This is a genomic window from Microcoleus sp. MON2_D5 (assembly GCF_036701905.1).
In the GTDB taxonomy this organism is placed as follows: domain Bacteria; phylum Cyanobacteriota; class Cyanobacteriia; order Cyanobacteriales; family Microcoleaceae; genus Microcoleus.
Window position 1 is genome coordinate 19633 of the sequence record NZ_JAUBRM010000083.1, and the last position, 8596, is coordinate 28228.

The 8596-nt window shown below is 44.5% G+C and carries 5 protein-coding genes; 4 read left to right on the forward strand and 1 reads right to left on the reverse strand.

All coding sequences use genetic code 11. The features are described from left to right. Positions 1–203 precede the first annotated feature (203 nt). The 3 genes from QUA47_RS24475 to QUA47_RS24485 all read left to right on the forward strand — a co-directional run bounded on the left by QUA47_RS24475 (position 204) and on the right by QUA47_RS24485 (position 2613). On the forward strand, positions 204–374 hold the full coding sequence (locus tag QUA47_RS24475; RefSeq protein ID WP_333281100.1) for a hypothetical protein: 171 nt from the start codon (positions 204–206) through the stop codon (positions 372–374). After that, positions 371–823 (forward strand): response regulator, encoded by a 453-nt coding sequence (locus QUA47_RS24480; RefSeq protein ID WP_333281097.1) that lies wholly within the window; start codon positions 371–373, stop codon positions 821–823. Before QUA47_RS24475 ends, QUA47_RS24480 begins: the two co-directional genes overlap by 4 nt. Before the next feature lie 128 nt (positions 824–951). After that, positions 952–2613 carry a diguanylate cyclase domain-containing protein gene (locus tag QUA47_RS24485; RefSeq protein ID WP_333432671.1) on the forward strand — a complete coding sequence of 554 codons (1662 nt, stop codon included), beginning with the start codon at positions 952–954 and terminating at the stop codon, positions 2611–2613. A 376-nt stretch (positions 2614–2989) separates the two neighbouring features. Here the strand turns inward: QUA47_RS24485 and QUA47_RS24490 are convergent, their stop codons facing one another. After that, entirely contained in the window at positions 2990–8011 is a 5022-nt protein-coding gene (locus QUA47_RS24490; protein ID WP_333432672.1) for a PAS domain S-box protein, read from the reverse strand. 194 nt (positions 8012–8205) lie between these two features. Here QUA47_RS24490 and QUA47_RS24495 point away from each other — a divergent pair, with 194 nt between their 5' ends. Beyond that, the gene (locus QUA47_RS24495) at positions 8206–8358 is read left to right on the forward strand and encodes a hypothetical protein (protein ID WP_333432673.1); all 153 of its coding nucleotides are present in this window, start codon (positions 8206–8208) and stop codon (positions 8356–8358) included. The last annotated feature ends 238 nt before the right edge of the window (positions 8359–8596 follow it).

Consider the following 8596-nt stretch of genomic DNA (forward strand, 5'->3'; position numbering starts at 1 on the left):
AAAATCTATCAATATATATCTATTAGCTCTCTCCTTCTACAACTTATAAATCAGCGGTGCGCGCAAGACTTGTTAATTTTTTTCAACTGTATCCAGAGCATCTTGCTTTGGGATGCAGTAGTTTCCCTCGTAGTTGGCGGACAAGGATTTGTGATGTGTTTGCAGTTTGCCGCTTCTCGGACAGACTGCCAAGTGAAACAAGCATGATTCGCAAACCTTTGCAAATGGAGAAAAACGGTAAATTGCTGCAACACAATTTCAGTGTTCTCAGCCAGATTTACCGGATGATGGCAAGAGATGCTTTGCAGGTACTCAGACACGGCTCACAGTCCCGCAACCTCACAAAAGACGTTCGTAGTGAGGCAAAGCCGTGAATTATAAAAAGAAAAAATTTACTCTTTTAATAGCAAACGATGACGAGGATACGCGCTTTTTGATGGAAGAAGCACTGCGAGAAGTTCGATTAGGAATTACGAGCGAATTTGTGGAAAATGGAGAACAAGTGCTAGACTACTTGTACCGTCGCGGTCAATATTTTACTAGCAGCAATTGGCATCAGCCAGACTTGATACTTTTGGATCTGAATATGCCGAGGCTGGACGGGCGCGAAACACTAACTTCGATCAGATCGGACCCCCATTTGCAACACATTCCGGTTGTAATGCTCACAACTTCCCACCGCAGAGGAGATATCTTGCTTTGCTACCGCTTGGGAGCCAATTCTTTCATATCCAAACCAGTCACTTTTGAAGGATTGCTTGAAGTAATGAAGACTTTATGCGAGTATTGGTTTGAAATCGTTTCACTCCCGCCGGATATGTAAACTTTAATGGAGGGCTAAATCCATAGTTTGAGGGTATAGTGAATTTGATAAGCAGAAATATTGACCGATCGCAAGTATCGCTCTCAAAACAAAAAAGTTGCCTTAGACCCGCTCCAAACGCTATAGTTGTGTTAACACGTAACCAATGTCTGAAAATTTTGTTGGTTGAGGATGACCTGGGAAATCCGACAATGATCCAAGACCTTCTAGGGTCATTCAGCGACTCTCTATTTCTTCTCCAAACTGTTAAGTCTCTGGAGATAGGAGTTGGGCGTCTGGAAGTAGACAAGTTTGACGCCATACTATTAGATTTGTCAGGGTCAGACAGCTTGAGGGGAAGCGAGGATGTCGCAGTTTTGAAAGGGCGATGGCCCACATTGCCAATTGTGGTGCTGACAGATATCAACGATGAAAATATGGCCCGGTCGGTATTGCGCTGGGGCGCTCAAGATTGTTTGGTAAAGGGAAGATTCCACCGAACTCTGCTGGTGCGGGCAATCCATTACGCGATCGAACGCCAGGAAATCGAAGAACAATTGCGGCAGCAGGCTCTGCGACAGCGGCTGTTGGGCAAAATGATCGAACATATTCGATCGTCAATTGATCCGGCAAGCATTCTCCAAAATACCGTTGCAGAAGTGCGCCAATTTCTCCAAACAGACCGCGTTTTAATTTATCGCTGTCAGGATTGGGCGTCTCAATTGGACGGGGAAGAGCAAAAAGGTGCGATCGTCGCCGGTGACGGTTTGCCAGAAGGTTATATTGAAAACCAAAATATTAGTGCTGCTTTGGCGGTGTCCTGCTTTGTTTTAGTCGAATCCCAGTCGGTACAAGCAATAGCAGATGTCAGCACTGCCCCCTTGGCTGGCAGTTGCAAAGAATTGCTGGCCGATTGTGAAATTGCAGCAGTTATCAGCGTGCCAATTTGGCAATCAGGCGACTGGGAAACGGCAAAAAAAACACAAGAAGCCCTTGTTTGGGAAGTCGAGAAAAATCAAGATGCAGCAGAAAATTATATCTGGCAGCAGGCGAGTGGCAAACCGCAGGCGGAGGGTAAAAATTTGCCGGATTCGATCGCAGAAAATGGCAATAGTTTGTGGGGAATGCTGACAGCATACAATTGCTGCGGTGTCAGGGAATGGCAGCAGTGGGAAATAGATTTTTTACAGCATTTGGCAAATCAAGTGGCGATCGCGATCGAACAATCTCAACTTTACCGCAAGCTAGCAATAGCCAATCAAAAATTGCAGCAACTGGCAACTACGGACGGACTGACCGCCATTGCCAATCGCCGCCACTTCGATCGGGTTTTGGCCTTAGAGTGGCGGCGATTGGCAAGAGAGGAACTGCCGCTGTCTTTAATTATGTTTGACATCGACTTTTTTAAACTTTACAACGAGTTTTATGGGCACCTGGGCGGGGACGATTGTTTGCGCCAAGTTGCCGGGGCGATCGCCAGAGCCACCAACCGGTCTGGGGATTTGACTGCCCGCTACGGTGGCGAAGAATTTGCCTTAGTGCTGCCGAACACCAGCGCCCAAGGGGCAAACGTTGTCGCCCGGAAAATTTGCGACGGCATCGCCAGCTTGAAACTGCCCCACGCGCGATCGTCGATCGGGCCCTACGTTACCCTCAGTTGCGGCATTGCGACAGCGATTCCTTCTGCCGAGGAATCTCCCAACACCCTAATTCGCAGCGCTGACAGCGCCCTTTATCAAGCCAAAACCGAAGGCAAAAACCGCATTTGTCACGCCAGCAGTAACTCGGAATCTTCCCCGATTTTTATGTAAAAGTTGAAGGTCATTGGTAATTGATAATTAGTAATATCGCGTTTAATTGTCTACTCATAATTCATAACTCCTAACTCATATTGTTGACCTTTGCATCGGAATAATAATTTTCCGAGTGCAGTGCGAGCGGGACGCTATCGAGTGACCCGGAGCAAGGATAATGCTCGCTTTCTGGGTAGAATTCCGATGCTACTGTATTTGATATTACTGAGATCTTGCACCCTTCTCAATTACTTGTTTAGCAACAGGCAAAATGCCTGTCCCACCATAAAATTCACTCGTTGTTGAACAGGCATCTTGCCTGTTCTTGAGAAGGGTGCAAGATGTGAGATATTACTCATTTCCGCTGCCCACGTTCTAATTACAAATTCCTACTTTATTGCCCCAAATTTGAGTTCGTACCAGTTAAATTCGGTCGCACAGGAATTTCAATCAAAAACTCCGCTCCCTCTCCCGGTGTGGAAATACAGCTCAATCTGCCGCCGTGGCGATCGACAATAATCGAGTGACAAATCGACAATCCCAAACCCGTACCTTTGCCCACAGGTTTAGTCGTGAAAAAGGGGTCAAACAGCCTCGATCGCACTGACTCCGGTATCCCCCGCCCGTTATCCGCAATAGATACCGCTACGAAGCCGGCAGCCGCCTGATAGCTGCGAATAGCGATCGTGCGTGGGTGTCGATCGCACTCCTCGATCGGACGCTGCTTGTCTCGTTCTTCCAAAGCATCGATCGCATTAATTAAAATATTCATAAATACCTGATTCAACTCGCCCGGAAAACATTCAATTTGTGGCAATACTTGGTAATCTTTAACTATCTGAATTTCTCCATGGCTGCTGTGAGATTTTAACCGATTTTGCAAAATCATCAAACTGCTGTCAATTCCCTCGTGAATGTTAACCGACTTCGCAGCGGACTCGTCCAATCGGGAAAAATTACGCAGCGATTTCACGATCTCGACAATTCGCTCGGTTCCTACTTGCATCGAATTAAACAATCTCGGGAAATCCTCAGCAATATAATCCAAGTCTATTTCATTAATTTTCTCCAAGACTTGAGCTGGAGGATTAGGACAGTAATGCTGGTAAAATTTAATCACTTCCAGCAAATCTAAAGCGTAATTGCGAGCCGGAGTGAGATTGCAGTGAATAAAACTAACAGGGTTATTAATTTCGTGAGCAACACCAGCAACTAACTGACCCAAACTCACCATTTTTTCATTTTGAACGAGCTGAGCTTGAGTGGTTCTGAGTTTGTTAATAGCTGCTTCTAACTCTAGCGCTTTTGAACGTTCTCGCGCTTCGGATTCCTGCAAAGCTGACTCGGCTTGTTTGCGATCGGCAATTTCACTTTGTGCTTGCTCAAACAGCATTGATTGCTGGATCGCGATCGCCAACTGCACGCTAATTTGTTTGAGACACTCGACCTCAATTTCCAGCCAGTGGCGGGGACTAGCGCACTCGTGAGCAATCAATAGCCCCCACAACTTCTCGCTTTGCAAAATCGGCACTACCAAATTAGCTCGCACCTGAAATTGACTTAATAAATTAATGTAGCACTCGGAAAGACCAGCTTTGTAAATATCATCCACAGCTACAGCGCGACCGTGTTCGTAAGCAGAAGCATAGCTGTCTTCAAAGCAGGAATCGTTAATAGTTATTCCCTGAATAGCCAGCCAATTTTGGCCCACTGACTCGACATTTACAAAACCGCTCCAATCGGGATTAAACTGATAAATAACTGTCCGGTCTGTTTGTAAAAAATGCCGTACTTCAGCAACAGTTTTTGTCAAAATTTCTTCTAAATTGAGAGAAGAGCGAATGCGTTCCAGCATTCCTACTACCAAACGTTCTCGCTTTAATTGCTGGCGCAAGATAGCCTCGGCAAGTTTGCGAGTGCTAATATCTTCAATCACACCAATTACATAGCTAGGTTCCCCAAACCCATCCCGCACTAAAGATACAGTCATATTAGCCCAAACAAATGAACCGTCTTTGCGAATAAAGCGTTTTTCAAGGGAATAATTAAAAATTTCCCCAGCTAACAGTCTGTCGCGCGACTCGACATCGGCTGCTACATCTTCGGGGTGAGAAATATCCCCAACATTTCGCGCTTTCAGTTCCAATTCCGAGTATCCGACAATATTGCAAAAGCCTTGATTTGCATTCAAAAATTGACCGTCTTGCCACACTTTCACAATGCCGATCGCCGCTTGTTCAAATACAGCTCGAAATCGCTGTTCACTTTCTTGCAAAGCAGTTTCGGCTTTTTTGCGATGGGTAATGTCCATTGCCGTGCCAAACAGCCTCACTACCTGACCCAACTCATTTTTAACAGATTGTCCTTTAGCGTTAACGTGCCTGATTTCTCCTGATGGAACATAGATGCGGTGGTCGATGTCGTAAGCTGTCCCTTCAGTCACTGCCTTTTGCACAACTTGTGAAAACCTTTCTTTGTCATCGGGATGAATTTGCTCTAAAAGTTCTTCCATTGTCGGCGGCCGATTCAATTCTCGACCGTAAACTCGAAACAGTTCTTCCGACCAAGTAATAATTCCTGTCTCCCTATCGGATTCCCAATTGCCGATGCGGGCTATTTTTTGCGCTGCTTGCAACTGTTCGGCAAGTTGTTGCAGAGATGCGATCAACTGCGTTTTTTCGGCTTCTGCTGCAACGCGGGCGCTGATATCTTTATGAGTGCCTGTTATCCGCAACGGCGCACCCCATTCGTCGTACTCGACTACCTTGCCCATCGCCAGAATCCACTGCCAATTGCCCGCTTTGTTGAGCATCCGAAATTCAACTTCATAGATATCAGTCTCACCTTCCAAATAGGAATTTAAACATTCCATTACCTTCACTCGGTCTTCTGGATGCAGCAAACTTTCCCAACCTTTGAGGTTATTTTCAATTTCGGTTTCTGCATAGCCAAGCATTGATTTCCAATAAAAGTCGAAATAAGTTTCGCCAGTAGGTATATTCCAATCCCACAGCCCCAAAGAGCTGCCTGAAACCGCCAACTGCAATCGCTCTTGACTGAGTTTTAATGCCGATTCGGTGCGTTTTCTTTCTGTGAGATCGGCAATTATGGCTATCATTCCTATCGGTTGACTAGCGCTATCTTTAATGCAGTTAGCTCGCAAAAAAGTTTCTATAATATTGCCATTTTTACTCTTTATTTCAATTTCAGTTTCCCAGGAAAAACCTTTCCGCAGCACCCTAAATAACTTTCTCAAATCTTGAGATTTGGGGTACATTACTGCTGGGCCGCCGGCATTATTTAGTTCCTCAACTGTATAGCCGTAACGCTGAATAAATGCTTGATTGTGATAAACAGAATAACCGTCCAAATCTGCGATCGCGATCGCATCACTAGCGCTGTCTACAGCTTGAGTTACCAGGCACAGAGTCAGTTCGGCTTGTTTGCGATCGGTAATGTCAAAAATCGCTCTGTCGAGCCACGAAACCAGCCCTTCTAGATTGTAAGTTGGCCTACCTCTTTCCGAGATCCACCGCACCGCCCCGTCAGCACGAACAATCCGGTATTCTAGATTGTACGGCTGTTTTGACTCTACTGCTGCGCTGATTTGTCGATCGACCATTTCCTTGTCTGCCTCATGGATAATGCTAGTAAAACTCCAGCAGTTCTTGCCAATAAAATCCTCAGCAGGATAACCGCTAATTTCCTCAATTTCATCGCTAATAAATACCATCGTCTCATCAGCATCATACAAGCTGCGGCAGATAGCGCCGGGGATATTCTCAACGAGCGAGCGAAATCTGGCTTCGCTCTCCCGCAAAGCTGCTTCTGCCTGTTTTAAATCAGTAATATCCAGCACCATGCCTTCCCAAACTATATCGCCTTCCTGCCCTATTTCTGTGGGAAAATTAACTCGTTCCGGTCTCGAAATCCCTTGCAACCACTTAATTTTTCCCGACGGGAAAACCGCGCGCCATTCCTGGTACCAAAGCTGCATATTTGCCGCAGAAACAGCAATTGATTCTTCAAATTTTTGGCGGTCGTCTGGATGAATACAACTAAAAAGTAGTTGGGGATTTTGCTGAATATTTTCGGGTTCCAATTCATATAAATCGCGGCTAGCTGAAGAAATATAAGGAAAACTTTTTTGGCCGTCGGTTGATAGGCGAAATTGATAAATTATTCCGGGCAAATTGGCAGTAAGTTGCCGCAGTCTAGCTTCGCTTTCTTGCTGGGCTAATTGTTTGCGCCTATCCTGAGTGATATCTCGAATTATCCCCACAAGAATTTTACTGCCATCGGTATTTTCAAAGACAGTTTTTTTAGTAGACACAATGTGCTTTGCACCGTTGGCGTCGGTAAATATTTCCTCACTCTCCTTTTCTTTACCCGTCCTAAACACTTGTTGGTCAGTATGCCAAAAAATCTCAGCTTCTTGTTTTGGGAAAAAGTCATAATCCGATTTGCCCATCAGTTCCTCGCGCTGCTTCCCGATCAGCTTGCAAAAAGCATCATTTAACAGTATCCAACGGTGCTGTTCATCCTTGACAAAAAGTGGGTCGGCAACTGCATCAAGCGTAGAATTTAAAAAATTTTTACTAGCTTCTAGTTCTGAAAGAGCTAAAATTTTATCTGTAATATCGTTGATAGTTCCTGTCGTCCCCTGCGCCTCTCCGTTCCCGCCCAAAATAAAAAATTCTTGCACTTCCACCCACCGAATTTCGCCATTTTTGGTAACATATCGACTTTGATAACAACAGGGTGTTTCTTGATTTAGTATCCGATGTCTAAACAAATTTAAATAGTGGTATTGATCCTCAGAATGAATGTAACTCAAACAGGAAGTTCCTAAGCTTTCATCAACGGTAAATCCGGTAATTTCCGTCCAAGCCGCATTAAGAAAAGTCCAATTCCCAGCAGTATTTGTTTCAAAAACTACTTCTCTGATATTGTCAACAACCCGCAGGTATTTCTCTTGACTTTTTTGCCATTCTGCTTGCCGTTTCTGGCGGGCGATCGCGCACCTGAGCGTCCGCACCAGCAGCCGGCTGTCTACCTGTCTTTTCACCAGATAATCTTGGGCGCCGGCGGCAATTAACTCGACAGCCAGTTCTTCGTCATCGGCCGCTGTCAGAAGGACGATCGGAGTATTTATACCGCAATCTTGAAGGCGGAAAAAAGTATTAAATTTTAGGCTCTCAGGAAGTGAAAGATCTAATAAAATTACATCAAAAATTTTGTCGCTTAAAATTTCTATAGCTTCCCGGAGGCGAACTACATTGGTCAGATCAATTGATTGTCCTAGTTGGGGTTCAGACAGCAGTTCTTGAATGAGTTCTGCATCTTCTGCACAGTCTTCTACTAAAAGAATTTTCCAACCAGCAGGCGTTAAAGTTGACTCAAAAACAGATGTCATACCATTTTAGATTTTAGATTATAGATTTTAGATTTGGAATGACTGATGACTATCGCGGTTTGGCTGTTGCGTAAACTGGCATTTTTTTACTGGTATCCTTTTGCTATTTTTTAGGAATAAAAAAAATCAGCAGCGGATGGAGTTACCTAGCTCATTATTGGGGAACTTGAAGCGCACGTTTGAGAGTGCGCTGTGTGCTTGCAAAGCCCGCAGATTTATTTGTAGAGTTGAGTTTTTCGCTGCAAGTTTTCCGCCTCACCCGAAACCTAGTGGCCCAAACTTATCATATTCTTACCAAGATTGCAACTCAACTCTATTTTAATTTACAACCTTTGGCAGGGGAATAGCAAGAGGCAAGTCAAAATAGCGCGGAGTAATCAGAATTTGCATTGCTGATAGCCTTTGAAACTTTAGATTTTAAAGAGCCGTTTAAAGCTTGTCTAAAGTTGGATTATTTTTTTTTACTGGTATTACTACTAAGCTAAGACAATTACCGTTGATTTACAAAATATAGCAATCCTATATGAATTGTGAAAAGGCATCAAATCTTTTCAAGTTAGGAAAATTGAAAAGATTATATTTAGC